We start from the raw sequence: 16716 nt of genomic DNA on the forward strand, positions 1-16716 counted from the left end.
AGGCGGAACGGGAGTACATCACGCCAGACGGATCAATCCGTAGTCGAACGCGTGCCGCCGGTAGACGACGCTCGCCTTGTCCGACTCCTTGTCGTGAAACAGGAAGAAATCGTGCCCTACCAGCTCCATCTCGTACAACGCGTCGTCGACGGTCATCGGCGTAGCCGTGTGTTCCTTGGTCCGCACGACGTGACCCGGTGTGTGCTCCTCGGACACTTGACCGTCCAGGGAGATGTCGGGACTGATGCCGAGACTCTCGTCCTCGGCGAGTGCGGCGGTGGCCTCGGCCACCGACACCGGGGTCTTTTCCCCGTAGTGGACTTTCTTCCGGTCCTTGGTGCGGCGGAGCCTGCTCTCGAGCTTGGCGGTCACCGACTCGAATGCTGCATAGAAACTGTCGGCGCATGCCTCGGCTCGGGCTACCGGCCCCTTGCCTCGGGCAGTGATCTCGACGCGCTGGCAGTTCTTCCTCTGGCGCCGATTGGGTTCGTGTTGAAGTTCGACATCGAACAGGAATATGGAGGGATCGAAGCGCTCGAGGCGCGACAGCTTCTCGGAGACGTACACGCGGAAGTGGTCGGGTACCTCGACGTTGCGTCCCTTGACGACGATCTCGGCGGTGGGGGTATCCGTCTTCTCTTGTGCTTCCGTGGTGCGGTCGTCGACGAAAACCGAGGCTTGCGAAGGGGTCGTCACTCGTACCTCCCGATTACGGCCCCGCCCCTTGATGGGCGGCGGCGAGTTTGAGCAATGCCGGAAGGGGGTCCGCCCGGCACCAGGTTCGAAGTTCCACCTCCTACCTGTGTTTTCGGGTGTGTCCGCGACGCTAGTACGTAACGCGCGCGAGTGCCACTGTTCGGCAGAATTTCATCCGACACCCGCCACGACGACCACCGCGCTGATCCGGATACCCACTCTCGACAACACCCGGACCGACTCGGTCGCGGTCGCGCCGGTGGTCGACACGTCGTCCAGCAGCACAACCGAAACCCGTTGCAAAGATGACGATTCCGACTCGAGATGCCGTGCGAATACTGCTCCGCTGCGCGTCAACCGGACGCCACCCTCGAGGTTTACTCGACGTTGATCGGCGTTCAGTCCGACCGAGTCACGCACGGCGCGCCGCATCACGAGCGCGGGACACACGCGCCTGTCCCCCACGGCGGCGACGGCGATCCGGGTGACGGGGTCGCCGCCGCGTGCGCGGGCCGCCCGCGGTCGCGTCGGAGCGGGCACGAGGACCACCGGAGCGACGTCCGGCGGATCGAGTTCACCCCACTGCTGCAGACGGCTCAGAGCGCCCGCGACGGCGGCCCCGATCGGCGCGGCGAGATCACGCCGTCCACGCTCCTTCGCGGCGATGACGACCCTGCGGCGGGCACCCGAGTAGGGCCCGAGCGCCCACACGCCGACCCCGGGATCCACGCGCGGCCGGAGCAGCACGGGGTCGTCGGCCAACTCCGCGGCGCAGCGGGCACACCACTGGGTGCCCGGCACGCCGCACCCACCGCACTCGGCCGGCAGGATCAGGTCGAGCAGGGTGCGGAGACCGGGCAGCGTGCGCATGCGGGCAGTATCCGCGTTCGCACCGACAGCCGGCCCGCACCGACAGGTTCAGCCCGGCAGGACCGGGATCGCCTTCACACCCGTCAGCCCGGGAACCTCCCGCCAGTACCGGTCGCCGGCCGGATCGTTGTTGTTCAGCTGGAACACCGCCCGAGAGTCGGCGACGAACTCCGTGGTCGTCGACGCGTCCACCGCCACCACCGGGGCGGTCAGGTTGCGGCTCGGCAACGCGTCCATCCGCGATCCGTCGACGGCCACCTGCACCACCGGGATGTCCGATGCGGCGCGCGCGACGACGATCGTGTCACTCGTACTCCAGTCCAGGGACAGCGCCGGGCTGCCCAGTCCGATCGCGACCGCACGGGGGTTCGTCAACGCGTACTGACCACCCGGCATCTGGGTGACGATGGCGAGATAGACCTTGCCGTCGACGATCAGTGCCGCCCGCACGCCGTCGCGGGACAGTCGCAACTCGGTGATGGTGTTGCCCAGCGCCGTGACGGCTCCGGCGTCGACGTTGACCACCGACGTCCGGCCGGTGCCGGGCTCACGCAACACCCGAATGACCGTGTTGCCGTTGACCGCTGCCCAGATCGCCGAATTGTCGGGGGCCCACGTGGGGCGGGTGATCGCGCCGCCTTCGAGCACCGATGCGGCACCGTCCTCGTACGCCCCGACCATCAGCGAACTCGCGGGTTCCGGCGCGGGACGCCCCGTGTCCGCGACCGCGGCGACCAGCTTCCCGTCCTGCGACAGCGCGAGCGACCGCATGTTGCGGGCCGAGCCGAAGTACCCGGGCACCGGGGTCACCCCGGTCTCGGTGACACTCACCATCGACCCCTCGCGCAGCGCGTGCAGGCCCACGGTGGCGCTGGACGTCGCGAACGGATTCATGGACGCGACGTCGGCGGTGGTCCACCCGTTCGGGAACCGTTCGTCGAACGGCTCGCCGTCGGCGAGCAGCACGTAGGGGCCCGAGATCTCCGCGTTGGCCAGCGTCCAGATCACCTGCGCCGCGAACAGCTGCTTCTGCTGCGCGTCCATCGGCGGCACGCCGGCGAAGTCGATCCGTATCCCGCCGAGCCCCACCCCGACCTGCGCGGTGCGGCCGTCGGCCTTCGTGATCGGGCCGCGCACCGAGACACCGTCACCGAGTTCGTTGCGGACGGCCGGGGCGAGCGCGGCCTTGGGCCCGTCGATCAGCAGGCCGATCAGCTGCGACGCCATCTGGTCCTGGGCGCCCGACACCCAGCGCGGGTCCGGCACGACCGTCGTCCCGGCCGGGTCGAGGAAGTACAGCGACTTGCGCTGGTAGGTGTTGAGGAACTGCGCCCGATCGAGGATCACGCCTGCGGGGAGTTCGGAGATCCGCCATTCACCGCCCTGCAGCTCGAGACTGATCTTCGTCTCGAAACTGCCCTCCTCCGCCACGTACAGCCCACCGGGCTCGAGCTGACCCACCTTGTTGGCGCGGATCGTGTACGTCGCCTGGTCGGCCGAGCGGGTCTCCGGGAGAACGTCGACCTTGTCGACGATCGTGGCGCTGGCCGCGTCGTCCCACCTGCCGGACACACCAGGGGTGAGGAACTGGCGGGCGGCGAGGTGCCGGTCGGTCGGATCGGTGCTGGCCTTGAAGAAGTCGCGCAGCAGCAGGTCCGGTTCGCGTCCCGGCGCCGGCGCCGCGACACTCGAGCCCGGCGAGTCACGGTTGATCGTGCCGATCGCCTGCGGGGTGGACGAATCCGGGAGGCTCGCGCACCCGCTGACGGTCACGAACACCGCGAGGGCGATCGCACCGCACACCGACCGCGACAGCAGGGCGGAACGCCGTCCGGGCGTCATCGGTCCGACTCCGGCACGTGCGCACCGTCCCGGTCACCGACGTGCGCACGCTCCCGTTTCTCGGGAACCGTGTGGGACTCCTCGACCGCCGCCTCCGGGCTCTCGTTGCGCACCGGCAACGTGTCGTCGCCCGGAACCGGCTGCCCTTGAACGTATTTCGCGGTTCCCGGCTTCAGTGGCAGCGGGCTCGACACGACCTTGCGCCCCCGCACCCGGGGCAGCGTCAACCGGAAGCAGGCGCCCTGCCCGGGTTCACCCCACGCCTCGAGCCTGCCGTCGTGGAGATTCGCGTCCTCCACGCTGATCGCGAGTCCGAGGCCGGTACCGCCCGACCGTCGCACGCGCGACGGATCGGACCGCCAGAACCTGTTGAACACCAGCTTCTCCTCGCCCGGCCGCAGACCCACGCCCTGGTCGCGCACGATGAACGCCACAGCGCTGTCGTCGGCGCGCACGCGCAGCAGCACCGGTTTGCCCTCCCCGTGGTCGATCGCGTTCGCCAGCAGATTCCGCAGGATGCGCTCCACCCGGCGCGGGTCCACCTCGGCCATCACCGCCTGATCGGGCAGGTCCACGATCAGTTCGGTTCCGCTCTCGCGCGCGAGGTGGCGGACGGTCGAGATCGCCGCGCGCGCACACATCCGGACGTCGAGTTGTTCGGCGGCCAGTTCCGCGACGCCGGCGTCGTGCCTGCTGATCTCGAGGAGGTCGGCCAGCAGCCCCTCGAACCGGTCGAGTTCCGCGACCAGCAACTCCGAGGACCGCCGCAGCACGGGGTCGAGGTCGTCGCTGCCGTCGTGGATGAGATCGGCCGCCATCCGCACCGTCGTCAGCGGTGTCCGCAGCTCGTGGCTCACGTCGGAGGTGAATCGCTTCTGGAGGTTTCCGAACTCCTCGAGCTGGGTGATCTGCTTGGACAGACTCTCCGCCATCTCGTTGAACGACATCGCCAGCCGGGCCATGTCGTCCTCGCCGCGCACGGGCATGCGCTCCTTCAGCCGGCCGTCCGCGAAGCGCACCGCGATCCGTGACGCCGACCGGATGGGCAGAACCACCTGCCGGGCGACGAGGAGCGCGATGGCCGCGAGCAGCACGGCGAGCACGGCGCCACCCACCAGCAGTGTGCCGCGGACCAGCGACAGGCTGCGGTCCTCACTGGCCAGCGGGAACACCAGGTACAGCTCGAGTGTGGAGATCGCCGACGCGGTCGGGCTCCCGACGATCAGCGCCGGCCCCGAATAGCCTTCCGGATCGTTCACGGTGGCGAACTGGTACGCCACCTGACCGGCCTGGACGAACGCCCGCAGCGACTCCGGGATCTGGTCCGCCGGACCACTCGACGTCGGCGCACGGGGGCCGTCACCGGGCACGATCAGCACCGGGTCGAACGTCCCCGCCGAACCCGACGCCTGCCCGGCGTCGGGTTCACGATTCGTCAGGGCGGCCCTGGCGCCGTCGAGCTGCGTGGTGGGCGAACTGCTGTCGTCCGCGCCTGCCAGCTGCCCCTCCACCGTGCTCCGGGCACGGTCCATCTCCTCGGTGGCCGCGTTGATCTTCGTCTCGAGCAGACGGTCGGTGATCTGACTCGTCAGCACGACGCCGAGCACGACGATGACGATGAGCGACAACGTCAACGTCGAGACGACGACCCTCAGCTGCAGCGAACGACGCCACGTGTGCGCGAGGGTATTGCTCAGTGAGTGACCCCACCGAAGGATCGGCGAAACGCGTCGGTTGACACGACGCCGCCATCGGGAAACACCTGTCACGGCGGTCCGGCCTTGTAGCCGACCCCCCTGACCGTCAAAACCACTTCGGGATTCTCGGGATCAGTCTCGACCTTGGCACGCAGACGCTGCACGTGCACGTTGACCAGTCGGGTGTCGGCCGCATGTCGGTAACCCCACACCTGCTCGAGCAGCACCTCACGGGTGAACACCTGTCGCGGCTTGCGCGCCAGAGCCACCAGCAGGTCGAACTCGAGGGGGGTGAGGGAGATCAGTTCTTCGCCCCGGCTCACCTTGTGGGCGGGGACGTCGATGACGATGTCGGCGATGCTGAGCAGCTCGGCCGGCTCGTCCTCGGTCCGGCGAAGCCGAGCCCGGACCCGAGCCACCAGTTCCTTGGGCTTGAACGGCTTCATGATGTAGTCGTCCGCGCCGGATTCCAATCCGAGGACCACGTCGACGGTGTCCGTCTTCGCGGTCAGCATCACGATGGGAACACCGGAATCGGCCCGCAGGACACGGCACACGTCGATGCCGTTCATGCCGGGCAGCATCAGGTCGAGCAGCACCAGGTCGGGGCGTGTCTCCCGGACCGCGGTGAGCGCCTGCGTCCCGTCCCCCACCACATACGGATCGAATCCTTCGCCGCGGAGCACGATCGTGAGCATCTCCGCGAGCGCAGTGTCGTCGTCGACAACCAGAATCCTTGGCTTCATGTCCCTATCGTTGCATCTTCGGAGGCCGTAACAGCCCGTTCGCCGTTACGGCGTGCCGTGTTCTTTCTCGTCACGGCGTGCCGTGTCGTCACTCAAGAGTGCCAGGTTTTCGGCGAGCGTGACCGGGTCGGTGTCCGGGGTGAGCACCCACCACGGCGAAACCCAGTCCTTCACGGCCAGCTCGCGGTACACCTCACCGGTGCGTTCCTGCAGCCCACGGTCGCGTTCGTAGGCGTCCAGGGACCGGCTGGCGTCCGCCGATTCGCGGCCCCGGGCGCGTTGCGCGGCGAGCGCCACGGGAACGTCCAGATACAGCTGCAGGTCGGGTCGGGGCAGCCCCAGCCGCCCGAATTCGAGGTTCTCCACCCAGCCCACGAACTCCCCGTCCGCCGCCTGGTGCAACCGGGCCGCACCGTAGGCGGCGTTGGACGCCACGTAGCGGTCGAGGATCACCAGGTCGTGGCCCGCGAGCAGTGCGGACAGCTCGGCGATGGCGCCGGACCGGTCGAGGGCGAACATGACGGCCATCGCGTGCACGGAGTCGGCGAGGTCCCCGTGCGCGCCCTTGAGCGCTTCGGACGCGAGATCGGCGTGCACGGACCGGCCGTACCGCGGAAAGTCGAGAGTGCCGACCGTCAGACCCCGGTCGGCGAGGCGGGCCACGACCGCGCCGACGAGTGTTCGCTTGCCCGCGCCGTCCAGGCCTTCCAGCGCAATCAGTGTTCCCACGGGGAGAAAGGCTATCCCCCGGCCCGCACGCGACGGACCGGGGGACGCCGCGGCGTCTAGTACCGGTAGTGCTCGGGCTTGAACGGGCCCTCGACGTCGACGCCGATGTACTCCGCCTGCTCCTTGGTGAGCTTGGTGAGAGTGCCACCGAGTGCCTCGACGTGGATCTTCGCGACCTTCTCGTCGAGGTGCTTCGGGAGGCGGTACACCTCGTTGTCGTACTCCTCCGGCTTCGTCCACAGCTCGATCTGGGCGATCACCTGGTTGGAGAAGCTGTTGCTCATCACGAACGAGGGGTGGCCGGTCGCGTTGCCGAGGTTCAGCAGGCGGCCCTCGGACAGCACGATGATCGAGTGGCCGTCCTTGAACCGGAACTCGTCCACCTGCGGTTTGATGTTGATGCGGGTGACCTCTCCGGAACGCTCGAGGCCCGCCATGTCGATCTCGTTGTCGAAGTGACCGATGTTGCCCAGGATGGCCTGGTGCTTCATCTGCTTCATGTGATCGAACGTGATGATGTCCTTGTTGCCCGTGGACGTGATGATGATGTCGGCCCAGCCGATGGCCTGCTCGACCGTCTTCACCTCGAAGCCGTCCATCAGTGCCTGGAGGGCGTTGATGGGGTCGACCTCGGTGACCGCGACGCGGGCACCCTGTCCGCGCAGCGCCTCGGCGCACCCCTTGCCGACGTCGCCGTAACCGCAGACGAGTGCGGCCTTGCCGCCGATCAGGACGTCGGTGCCGCGGTTGATGCCGTCGAGCAGCGAGTGGCGGGTGCCGTACTTGTTGTCGAACTTGCTCTTGGTGACCGAGTCGTTGACGTTGATGGCCGGGAAGACGAGTTCACCGGCGGCAGCGACCTGGTACAGACGCAGGACACCGGTCGTGGTCTCCTCGGTGACGCCCTGAACCGACTCGGCAACCTTCGTCCACTTGGCCTTGTCCGCCTCGAGGGACTGACGCAGCAGCGCGAGGAACACCTTGTACTCGTCGGAGTCCTGGTCGTCGTCGGTGGGCGGCACGACGCCCGCCTTCTCGAACTGCGCGCCCTTGAGGACGAGCATCGTGGCGTCGCCGCCGTCGTCGAGGATCATGTTCGCCGGCTTGTCGGCGTCCGGCCAGGTGAGCATCTGCTCGGCGGCCCACCAGTACTCCTCGAGCGTCTCACCCTTCCACGCGAAGACCGGGGTGCCCTGCGGCTCCTCCGGCGTGCCGTGCGGGCCGACGACGATCGCGGCGGCGGCGTGATCCTGCGTCGAGAAGATGTTGCACGAGGCCCAGCGGACCTCGGCGCCCAGCGCGGTGAGCGTCTCGATGAGCACGGCCGTCTGGATGGTCATGTGCAGCGAACCGGAGATGCGAGCACCCTCGAGCGGCAGCACCTCTGCGTACTCGCGACGGAGCGCCATCAGTCCCGGCATCTCGTGCTCGGCGAGCCGGATCTCCTTGCGGCCGAACTCGGCGAGCGAAAGGTCCGCCACCTTGAAATCGATCCCGTTACGGCTCTCGGCCACGGGCGTGGTTGAAACTGAGGTCGTCATCTGCCTCTCCTGGTTGACTGCTGTTTCGGTCAAGGCTATCGGTACTGCGGCCCGGCGGTCACACTCACGTGACACTGCGCGCCCGGGCGATCACCCCCGATCGGCTCCGCCGACCGCCTCGTCCACGAAAGGCCCCAGAAGAGCCCCCAGATCCTCGGCGACGTTGGCCTCGGATTCGGGTGGCATCGAGATGTAACTCATGGCGAGACGCACGATGGCGCGGCTGAGGATCCCCGCGTCCGACGGATTCGCCCGCACCCACCCCCGCTGGAACACGTCGGCGAGCCGCGTCGACGCCCGCTCGATGATCGGGGCGCTCTCGGTCGTGATCAGCCGCAGCAGGTCGGGTTTGGTCTCACCGCGCAGAAGTGACTGCACCAGAGGGTCGGACAGACTCGCCGCGAAGAACGCGGTGAATCCGGCGAGCAGCGCGGCGCGGCCCTGACCGACGTTCGCGACCAGCGCCTCGTCGACGGCGTCGACCAGTTCGTCGGCTAGTCGGAGGGCGTACGCCTCCGCGAGGCCCTGCCGGGACTTGAACTCGTTGTAGAGCGTCTGCCTGCTCACCCCGGCGCCGGCCGCGACATCCGACATCGTGATGTCCGACCAGTCCTTCTCGAACAGAAGGTCCCGCATCGCGTCCAGCACCGACTGGCGCAGCAGCAGCCGCGCAGCCTCCTGATAGGGCACCCGGACACGCGACGAAGTCATGGCGAAGACCTTAGTGCCCCGCTTTCACCGCACCGTAATCCGGGCGGCACCGGCCGTCCGGGACGTCGCCCCAACGAATTCCGCCGCCGGGCCACGCCCGGACACCGAATCCCACTGCGCCCCAGCCGGAAATCCCGGAGCGCGTCAGACCTCGCCGCGGCTGCGCCGCTCCATCATCGAATGACGGCGACTGTACGCGAAGTAGATGACCACACCCAGCACCATCCACACGATGAACCGGATCCACGTCTCGACGGACAGGTTGACCATCAGCCACAGGCAGGCGAGAACCGCGAGGACGGGCACCACCGGCACGAACGGGACCCGGAATCCGCGGGGCAGATCCGGGCGGGTGCGGCGCAGCACGATCACGCCGATCGACACGAGGACGAACGCGAACAGCGTTCCGATGTTCACCATTTCCTCGAGGGTTCCGATCGGGAAGATCCCCGCCAGCACGGCCACCACGACACCGACGAGCACGGTGATCCGAACGGGGGTGCCGTGCTTGCCGGTCGGCGCCAGCCGCCTCGGCATCAGTCCGTCCCGGGACATGGCGAACAGCACGCGGGTCTGCCCGAGCATCAGCACCATCACCACGGTGGTCAGGCCGGCGAGCGCACCGAACGAGATCAGGTTCTTCGCCCACGTGACCCCGTGGATGCCGAACGCGGTGGCCAGATTGGAACTGTCCCCGGCCAATTCGTGGTAGTCGACCATGCCGGTGAGCACCAGCGTCACCGCGACGTACAGGATCGTCACGATCAGCAGCGATCCCAGAATGCCACGGGGCAGCGCCTTCTGCGGATCCTTCGTCTCCTCGGCGGTCGTGGCGACGATGTCGAACCCGATGAACGCGAAGAACACCAGGCTGGCCGCCGCGAGCAACCCGTACCAGCCGAACGTGCTGCCGCCCGCGCCCGTCACGTAGGAGAACAGGGACTGGTGGATGCCTTCGCCCGTGCTGCCCGCCTCGGACGGCGGAATGTACGGCGAGTAGTTGTCGGGGTCGATGTAGAACGCCCCGACGACCACGACGACCAGCACCACGGCCACCTTGATCGACGTGATCACGAGTGAGACGCGCGAGGACAGCTTGGTGCCCGTCGCCAGCACGACGGTGATGATCGCGACGATGAGGACCGCGCCCCAGTCGAACGTGACGGAGCCGATCTGCGCGATCGGCGTGTGGTTGCCGATCACCTCACCGAGATACAGCGACCAGCCCTTCGCCACGACCGACGCGGCGAGCGCGAATTCGAGGATGAGGTCCCAGCCGATGATCCACGCGATCAGTTCACCGAACGTCGCATAGGAGAACGTGTACGCGCTGCCCGCGACCGGAACGGTCGAGGCGAACTCGGCGTAGCAGAGCGCGGCGAGGCCGCAGGCGATGGCGGCGATGACGAACGCCGCCGACACCGAGGGTCCCGCGACGTTGCCCGCGGTACGGGCGGTGAGGGTGAAGATGCCGGCACCGATGACGACGGCGACACCGAAGACAGTCAGGTCCCACGCCGTCAGATCCTTGCGGAGTTTGGTCTCCGGTTCGTCGGTGTCGCGGATCGACTGCTCGATCGACTTGGTGCGGAACAAGCCGGTCGGCCTGCCGCCGATATCGGGTTCTCCGCTGCCTTTGTCCTGGACGGCCACATCAGCCTCCTCAATCGAAATTTGCCGTTCAGCCTATGCCTTCGGTCGCCCGGAACAGGTCGGGTTCGATGTAGACGCGGCGAGCCGCCGGGACGGCGCCCCCACGGCGGGGCCGCGCGGAGCCCTTCTCGGATCGCAGGCGGCTCCTACGCGATCGGGCGACCGACCCTCGCACTGAACAACTGGGCGCACTCGGTGCCCGCCGTCACCACCACTTCGGGGTCCTCGGCCGCGATCCAGACGGCGTTTCCCTGGGAGAGTTCGAGACCACCGGTTCCGCATCGCAACTCCACCGAACCCGAGGTGCACAGCAGAATGTGCGGCCCCTCCGAGTCGAGCCGGTGCTCGGCCGGGCCGGCCGGTGACAGGTCGATCCGCGCGAGGAGGAATTCCGGAGCCGGCGTCGAGTACACGAATTCGCCCCCGCCGGGACGCTCCTGCGCCTCCAGGATCGGAATGTCGACGGTGTCGAAGTCGAGGACGCGCAGCAACTCCGGCACGTCCACATGCTTCGGCGTCAATCCGCCCCGCAGCACGTTGTCGGAGTTGGCCATGATCTCGACCGCCATCCCGTGCAGGTAAGCGTGGAGGTTGCCCGCGTCGAGGTACAGGCCCTGCCCCGGTTCGAGGGTGACCCGGTTCAGCAGGAGCGCGGCGAGCACCCCCGCATCCCCCGGATACACCTCGCTCAGCTCGAGGGCGGTGCGGACCTCCGCCGCGAATTCACCGTCCTTGGTGTTCGACAGGTAGTCGACACATCCGTCGAGCACCCTCGGCATCAGCGCACCGAGCACGGGCTGCGGCAACGTGATCCACGTGGTGAACAGCGCACGGAGACCGTCCGAGTCGGGTTGGCCTGCGATCAGGCCCACGTAGGGCTGTAGTTCCGGTACGGCGATCGCCTCGAGCAGTTTGACCGTGCGCTGAGGGTCCCGGAAACCGGCGAGCGCGTGGAACCTGCTGAGGGCCACGACGAGTTCGGGTTTGTGGCTGGCGTCCTTGTAGTTGCGCACGGACGACTCGAGGGGGATTCCCACCTCGTTCTCCCGGGCGAAGCCCTCCCACGCCTGCTCGGCGCTCGGGTGCGCCTGCAACGACAGCGGCTCCTCCGACGCGAGCAGCTTCAGGAGGAACGGGAGGCGTTCGCCGAACGTCTCGACGCTCCGCTTCCCGAGTTGCCGTTCGGGCTCCGAGTGCACCAGCTCCAGAAGAGACCGGGGCCCCTCGTCGGTGATGACGCGGGCGGGATCACCGGGATGCGCGCCCAGCCACAGTTCCGCCTCCGGGTGTGCCGTGGGAACCGGAAGTCCGCGCAGCTGTGCGATGGCGGTGCGCGATCCCCACGCGTAGGACCGGAGCGCACCTTCGAGTCGGTGCACTAGATACCGCCGATCAACTGTAGATACGCGGCAGTCATGTCGAGCCTGCCGACCAGGACCGCCGCCTGTTCCAATTCGGGGCGCTGCGAGGGAACCGGCCCCTCGTCGGACGATGCGACGACGAGGTCGACGTCGCCCAGGACCGCGATCCTGCGTTCGACGAGCATCCGGTCGGCGTCGGCCGACAGCACGAACGTGCGCACCGGGCTCGCCGGCGGCGGACCGTCCAGTTCGGGATCGTGGAAGATCGAGTCGTGCGCCGAGAGCGCCTGGTCGACGCGGAACGTACCCGCCGCGCTCAGCACGTCCGGAAGCTCCGACGCCGTCGCCACACGGCCGGCGTGCAACAGCGCCTCGGCGCCGTGCCGGGCCAATTCCACCGTGCTCTCCGTATCGCCCGTCAACACGATGCGGCGTCCCTGCATGCGGGCGGCCAGAGACTTCGCGGGATTGTGGAACACCTCGCTGTTCGGCCGGTCGCGCAGCGCCTCACCGTCGACCGCGTCGGCGAGTTGCTCGAGGTCGGGAACCTCGTCGCCCCAGCGTTCCGAACCGACCACCCGCAGGACGGCCAGCAGAACCGCGAAGTACCGCAGCAGACCGTGCCTGGTCAGCGCCCGGACCCGCGGCGCGAACATGACGACGCGTCCGGCCGCTGCCGCTTGCAACGGTCCCTCGTCCGGTGCCGCGACCACCACTTCGGCGCCGCGGCGGACCGCCGCGTCGACGGCCTGCACGAGCCGGGGGTCGCCCGCGTCGTCGCCGGCCACCACGACCACGTCGAGCGGGCCCACCCACACCGGCGTCCGGGTGGCGCGCACCAGCGGGAATGCGATCCGTTCGGCGAGGACCGCCGTCAGGATCCCGGCTCCGCGGCCGGCCCTCCCCGCGCCGGTGACCACCACCACGCTGCGCGGACGCAGCCCGTGCAGTCGTTCGAGAGCCCCCTCCTCCACCGCGGACCGGGTGGCCCGGATCTGGGCACCCCCCATTGCGGCGGAACGCAGTACGCCCTCGGTGTCCGCGGAAACCAGTGCGTCCCCGTCGTCCAGATCGAGCAGGGGCGTCGGCGCTGTCATGACACCGCACCCCCTTTCTTCGTCAGTGCAAGCCACATTCGCAGCACGAGCAGAACCTTGTTATTCCAACTATGGCAGTCAGGCTCGGACGATGCCCACTATCTCGGTAACGAGTGCATCTACGTCTGCCGTCGTGGGCGCTTCGACGTTGAGCCGCAGCAACGGTTCGGTGTTCGAGGCACGCAGGTTGAACCACGCGTCGCCGTTCAACTCGACCGTGACACCGTCGAGCCGGTCGACGCCCGCGGTGCGATCGGCGAACGCCGCCAGCACCGCGTCGGTCCGCTCGGCGGCGTCCGCGACCGTCGAATTGATCTCGCCCGACGCCGCGTACCGCTCGTACTTGGCCATCAGCTCGGACAGCGGACGGTCCTGCTCCCCCAGCGCCGCGAGGACGTGCAGCCCGGCCAGCATGCCGGAGTCGGCGCCCCAGAAGTCGCGGAAGTAGTAGTGCGCGGAGTGCTCGCCGCCGAAGATCGCACCCGTCTCGGCCATCTGCTGCTTGATGAACGAATGCCCGACCCGGGTGCGCACCGGGTGTCCACCCAGCTCGGTGACCAGTTCCGGCACGGCGCGGGAAGTGATGAGGTTGTGGATGACGGTGGCACCGGGCTCCTTGGCCAGCTCCCGCTCGGCCACCAGGGCCGTCACCGCGGACGGCGACACCGGGTTGCCGAGCTCGTCGACGACGAAGCAGCGGTCGGCGTCACCGTCGAAGGCCAGACCGATGTCGGCACCGGTCTCCCGTACGTACCGCTGCAGATCCACCAGATTCGCCGGGTCGAGCGGATTCGCCTCGTGGTTCGGGAACGTGCCGTCGAGCTCGAAGTACAGCGGCTGCAGCTTCACCGGCATCGGCTCGAACACCGCGGGGACGGTGTGCCCGCCCATGCCGTTGCCCGCGTCGACGGCCACCGTCAGCGGCCGGAGGTCGGACAGGTTCACCAGCCCGCGAACGAAGCTCGCATACTGCTCGAGCACGTCCTCCTCGGACACCTCGCCCGCGTCGCCGTCGTACGCGGGAACCCCGTCGACGACCTCCGCGGCGATCGCGGCGAGGCCCGTCTCCTGTCCCACCGGCTTGGCGCCCGCGCGGCACAGCTTGATGCCGTTGTACTTCGCCGGATTGTGGCTCGCGGTGAACATCGCACCCGGGCAGTCGAGCAGACCGGAAGCGAAGTACAGCTGATCGGTGGACGCGAGTCCGATGAGTGCGACGTCCAGGCCCTGCGCGGTGACGCCGTCGGCGAATGCGCGGGCGAGCTCCGGCGACGACGCCCGCATGTCGTACCCGATCACGACCTTCGTGGCGCTCTCCTCGCGGACGAGTCGTGCGAATGCGCCACCCACGTCCTGAACGAACGCGGCATCGATGTGTTCACCGACGACACCCCGCACGTCGTAAGCCTTGATCACGGCATGTACGGACTCGGCTGATCGCGCCACTTCTGTTTTCTCCTTTACGAGCACCAGTGCTGGCGCAAGCCTAATGCCTGCCCGTCGCGGGCACGGCACGCCGCGGACCACAGGCCCGGGACGAGCTGGGACGTCAGTTGGCAGGGTCGGGAAGAACCCGCAGGTGGCCACGCCGGCCGGTACGAGCCGGGCCGGGCGAGGTGCCGGTTTCGGCGCGCTCCTCGGTGGACACGGCCCGCTCGGACCGTCCACGATCGCCGAGGCCCGCCTCCCGCACGGCCTCCGCCAGAGCGGTCAGATCGTCCTCGTCCGGGGTGCTCGACGAAAATCCGCCTTCGTACCGAACCAGTTCCCAGCCCTTGGGTGCGGTGATCCTCGACGCGTGCGTTTCGCACAGATCCCACGAGTGCGGCTCGTCGACAGTTGCGAGCGGGCCGACGACGGCGGTGGAGTCCGAGTAGACGTACGTGAGCGTCGCGACAGCGGGGTTCTTGCACCCGGGGCGGCAGCATCGACGCAGAGATCTCACAGCTAGGAAGCCTAGCCCCACGATGGCCCCACACCTACTCGGACACACCGACAGCGTGCGGCTGTCGTAATGTCCACTCCATGTCCAGAGCACGACGCAGGCGTCCTGTCACCACCCGATCCGTCGACCGACGGGGACGTGGGATCCGCGGGTCCGTGTTCCCCCCGGACGCGCCGGCGCGACGCAGCCGCGCGGAAAAGTTCGATCTGGTGGTTCTGGAGGCGTTCGCGCCGATCGACGCGCGCTGGCGGGAACGCCTGACGAAGTTGGACATCGCCGTCGACGAAGTCCCGAAGATTCATGCGCTCGACCCGGATTCGGTCAACTGGCCCGCCGAGGTCGTGGCGGACGGGCCCGTGCCGCTGTCCCGGTTGATCCCCGCCGGCATCGACCGGCACGGATCCACGACGCGGGCGCGAGTCGTCCTGTTCCGGCGACCGCTGGAACAGCGTGCCAAGGATCCGGACGATCTCACCGACCTGGTGCACGACGTGCTCGTACAGCAGGTGAGTACCTACCTCGGAGTCGAACCCGAGGTCATCGACCCGGATCTGCCGGGCGATGAGGACTGACTAGACGATTCCCCGCTTCAGGCGCCGTCGCTCACGCTCCGACAGGCCACCCCAGATACCGAACCGCTCGTCATTGGCCAGTGCGTAGTCGAGGCATTCGTCCCGCACCTCGCAGCCGAGGCAGATGCGCTTCGCTTCTCTGGTGGATCCTCCCTTTTCGGGGAAGAAGGCCTCGGGGTCGGTCTGCGCGCACAGCGCACGTTCCTGCCACTGATCCTCGATGGTGTCGAACAATTCGTCGAAACCGGTCACCAGACTCAACGCCGGGCGGGGGCCCGCCGTCTCGACTTCCTGCGCGACGAGTTCCGGCACAGGAATTTCTTTCACACCGCTGTCTTGCACACTGATTTGTTGCACACCGTCTTCTTGCACACAGACTTCTTGAACACAGACGCCGTCCGCTGCGCCTGCTTCGGAATTGGTCTGCGGTTCGTCGCTTACTGTGCTCCAGCGAGTCTCCGACTCGAGCTGCTCATTGGGCATCGTTCCGCCTCCTCACCTGTGATAGCGCAGAAAATTTCGATCGATCATGTACCCCGAACCGAACACCCCTGCCACCCCGTTCGAACAACCGTTCGAATTGATCCCCGCTGCAAGTAATTCCACGTCCGCAACGTTGGAATGACATATTTGTGATTAGACACGCCCAGCGTGTCGCGGTCAAGCTAACCGCAAAAAGTCGATTACTATTTCGCGCTCTCGAATCGCCTTGCGGAAGCAGCCCACCGGACGGAGACAACCACCGCCTAGGCTTGCACCGTGAACGTGACTGTATTGGTTGGCGGGGTCGGTGGGGCCCGGTTCCTGCAAGGGGTGCGGCGACTTCTGGGTGCGGATGCGCCGGGTGGTGGGGGTTCGGCGCATCGGATCACGGCGGTGGTCAATGTCGGTGACGATGTGTGGATGCACGGGTTGCGGATCTGCCCGGACCTGGACACCTGCATGTACACCCTCGGCGACGGTATCGACACCGCCCGGGGGTGGGGGCATGCCGGCGAAACCTGGAACGCGAAGGAAGAACTCGCCGCGTACGGGGCGAAACCGGACTGGTTCGGGCTCGGCGACCGGGACATCGCGACGCATTTGATCCGCACCCAGATGCTGCGGACGGGGTATCCGCTGTCGGCGGTCACCGAGGCGCTGTGCAACCGCTGGCAGCCTGGTGTGACGTTGCTGCCGGTCACCGACGATCGTAGTGAAACTCACGTCGTGATCACCGACCCGGAGGACGGGGAGCAGCGGGCGATCCACTTCCA

At 67.9% G+C, this 16716-nt stretch carries 16 protein-coding genes; 2 read left to right on the forward strand and 14 right to left on the reverse strand.

Features of this window, described 5'->3' with window-relative positions; translation table 11 throughout:
* Positions 1–18 precede the first annotated feature (18 nt).
* The 13 genes from hpf to ACFTZB_RS03255 all read right to left on the reverse strand — a co-directional run bounded on the left by hpf (position 19) and on the right by ACFTZB_RS03255 (position 14888).
* Positions 19–696 (reverse strand): ribosome hibernation-promoting factor, HPF/YfiA family, encoded by a 678-nt coding sequence (gene hpf / locus ACFTZB_RS03195; RefSeq protein ID WP_378430053.1) that lies wholly within the window; start codon positions 694–696, stop codon positions 19–21.
* A 171-nt stretch (positions 697–867) separates the two neighbouring features.
* Positions 868–1566, reverse strand: coding sequence for a ComF family protein (locus ACFTZB_RS03200; protein ID WP_378430054.1), 699 nt, complete (start codon positions 1564–1566; stop codon positions 868–870).
* Positions 1567–1614: 48 nt separating this feature from the next.
* Complete coding sequence (gene lpqB, locus ACFTZB_RS03205) at positions 1615–3408, reverse strand: MtrAB system accessory lipoprotein LpqB (RefSeq protein WP_378430055.1); 1794 nt, start codon at positions 3406–3408, stop codon at positions 1615–1617.
* On the reverse strand, positions 3405–5177 hold the full coding sequence (gene mtrB / locus ACFTZB_RS03210) for an MtrAB system histidine kinase MtrB (protein WP_378430056.1): 1773 nt from the start codon (positions 5175–5177) through the stop codon (positions 3405–3407). Before mtrB ends, lpqB begins: the two co-directional genes overlap by 4 nt.
* Positions 5174–5851 (reverse strand): MtrAB system response regulator MtrA, encoded by a 678-nt coding sequence (gene mtrA / locus ACFTZB_RS03215; RefSeq protein ID WP_005240059.1) that lies wholly within the window; start codon positions 5849–5851, stop codon positions 5174–5176. Before mtrA ends, mtrB begins: the two co-directional genes overlap by 4 nt.
* Before the next feature lie 45 nt (positions 5852–5896).
* The gene (locus tag ACFTZB_RS03220) at positions 5897–6580 is read right to left on the reverse strand and encodes a dTMP kinase (protein WP_378430057.1); all 684 of its coding nucleotides are present in this window, start codon (positions 6578–6580) and stop codon (positions 5897–5899) included.
* Between the two features lie 56 nt (positions 6581–6636).
* Entirely contained in the window at positions 6637–8121 is a 1485-nt protein-coding gene (gene ahcY, locus ACFTZB_RS03225) for an adenosylhomocysteinase (protein ID WP_378430058.1), read from the reverse strand.
* 90 nt (positions 8122–8211) lie between these two features.
* Positions 8212–8832, reverse strand: a complete 621-nt coding sequence (locus ACFTZB_RS03230; protein ID WP_378430059.1) for a TetR family transcriptional regulator — start codon at positions 8830–8832, stop codon at positions 8212–8214.
* Between the two features lie 144 nt (positions 8833–8976).
* Positions 8977–10485: an amino acid permease gene (locus ACFTZB_RS03235; RefSeq protein WP_378430060.1), complete on the reverse strand. Its 1509-nt coding sequence runs from the start codon at positions 10483–10485 to the stop codon at positions 8977–8979.
* Positions 10486–10631: 146 nt separating this feature from the next.
* Positions 10632–11864 carry a mannose-6-phosphate isomerase, class I gene (manA, locus tag ACFTZB_RS03240; protein WP_378430061.1) on the reverse strand — a complete coding sequence of 411 codons (1233 nt, stop codon included), beginning with the start codon at positions 11862–11864 and terminating at the stop codon, positions 10632–10634.
* Positions 11864–12943, reverse strand: a complete 1080-nt coding sequence (locus ACFTZB_RS03245) for a tobH protein (RefSeq protein ID WP_378430062.1) — start codon at positions 12941–12943, stop codon at positions 11864–11866. Before ACFTZB_RS03245 ends, manA begins: the two co-directional genes overlap by 1 nt.
* 78 nt (positions 12944–13021) lie before the next feature.
* The gene (locus ACFTZB_RS03250) at positions 13022–14389 is read right to left on the reverse strand and encodes a phosphomannomutase/phosphoglucomutase (protein ID WP_378430063.1); all 1368 of its coding nucleotides are present in this window, start codon (positions 14387–14389) and stop codon (positions 13022–13024) included.
* Between the two features lie 103 nt (positions 14390–14492).
* Positions 14493–14888 carry a DUF3499 domain-containing protein gene (locus ACFTZB_RS03255; RefSeq protein ID WP_087556708.1) on the reverse strand — a complete coding sequence of 132 codons (396 nt, stop codon included), beginning with the start codon at positions 14886–14888 and terminating at the stop codon, positions 14493–14495.
* 80 nt (positions 14889–14968) lie between these two features.
* Between ACFTZB_RS03255 and ACFTZB_RS03260 the strand changes: the two genes are divergently transcribed.
* Complete coding sequence (locus ACFTZB_RS03260) at positions 14969–15460, forward strand: metallopeptidase family protein (RefSeq protein WP_029539455.1); 492 nt, start codon at positions 14969–14971, stop codon at positions 15458–15460.
* On the opposite strand, the gene ACFTZB_RS03265 is transcribed toward ACFTZB_RS03260, so the two are convergent.
* Positions 15461–15721, reverse strand: a complete 261-nt coding sequence (locus tag ACFTZB_RS03265) for a WhiB family transcriptional regulator (RefSeq protein WP_167372239.1) — start codon at positions 15719–15721, stop codon at positions 15461–15463.
* A gap of 498 nt (positions 15722–16219) precedes the next feature.
* On the opposite strand from ACFTZB_RS03265, the gene ACFTZB_RS03270 reads away from it, so the two are divergent.
* A partial coding sequence (locus tag ACFTZB_RS03270; protein WP_378430064.1) for a 2-phospho-L-lactate transferase CofD family protein occupies positions 16220–16716 on the forward strand: 497 nt, incomplete at its 3' end.

The organism is Rhodococcus sp. NPDC057014, assembly GCF_042673295.1.
Lineage (GTDB): Bacteria > Actinomycetota > Actinomycetes > Mycobacteriales > Mycobacteriaceae > Rhodococcus_F.

What these genes read in the sequence shown, in the direction of transcription:
- ACFTZB_RS03200 (WP_378430054.1), bottom strand. Translation starts at nt 1,566, where the DNA reads ATGCGCACGCTGCCCGGTCTCCGCACCCTGCTCGACCTGATCCTGCCG.
- lpqB (WP_378430055.1), bottom strand. Translation starts at nt 3,408, where the DNA reads ATGACGCCCGGACGGCGTTCCGCCCTGCTGTCGCGGTCGGTGTGCGGT.
- ACFTZB_RS03260 (WP_029539455.1), top strand. Translation starts at nt 14,969, where the DNA reads ATGTCCAGAGCACGACGCAGGCGTCCTGTCACCACCCGATCCGTCGAC.
- ACFTZB_RS03245 (WP_378430062.1), bottom strand. Translation starts at nt 12,943, where the DNA reads ATGACAGCGCCGACGCCCCTGCTCGATCTGGACGACGGGGACGCACTG.
- ahcY (WP_378430058.1), bottom strand. Translation starts at nt 8,121, where the DNA reads ATGACGACCTCAGTTTCAACCACGCCCGTGGCCGAGAGCCGTAACGGG.
- mtrA (WP_005240059.1), bottom strand. Translation starts at nt 5,851, where the DNA reads ATGAAGCCAAGGATTCTGGTTGTCGACGACGACACTGCGCTCGCGGAG.
- ACFTZB_RS03230 (WP_378430059.1), bottom strand. Translation starts at nt 8,832, where the DNA reads ATGACTTCGTCGCGTGTCCGGGTGCCCTATCAGGAGGCTGCGCGGCTG.